General features: G+C 68.2%; 1 protein-coding gene. It reads left to right on the top strand.

Annotated features, from left to right (window positions below; genetic code table 11):
• Window positions 1-9: 9 nt before the first annotated feature.
• Window positions 10-223 (top strand): hypothetical protein (locus tag IH54_RS41220; RefSeq protein ID WP_159012405.1); only part of this gene is annotated, 214 nt, incomplete at its 3' end.

Raw genomic sequence — 223 nt, 5'->3', positions numbered from 1 at the left:
ATGGATCCGGTGCTGGAGGAGTTCCGGGCGGTGGCGGGGGCGTTGACGTATCACGCGCCGGTGATTCCGGTGGTCTCGAACGTGACCGGTGAGCTGGCGAGCGTGGAGCAGCTGACCGATCCGGGGTACTGGACCGCGCACATCCGCCGGGCTGTCCGCTTCCACCAGGGTGTGACCACCCTCGCGTCCCACAACGTCACCACGTACCTGGAGATCGGGCCCG

The sequence above is a fragment of the Streptomyces sp. NRRL F-5123 genome, assembly GCF_000721495.1.
Classification (GTDB): domain Bacteria; phylum Actinomycetota; class Actinomycetes; order Streptomycetales; family Streptomycetaceae; genus Actinacidiphila.
Note: the sequence above shows the minus strand (reverse complement) of the source record. Positions and strands in the feature narration are given on the sequence as shown.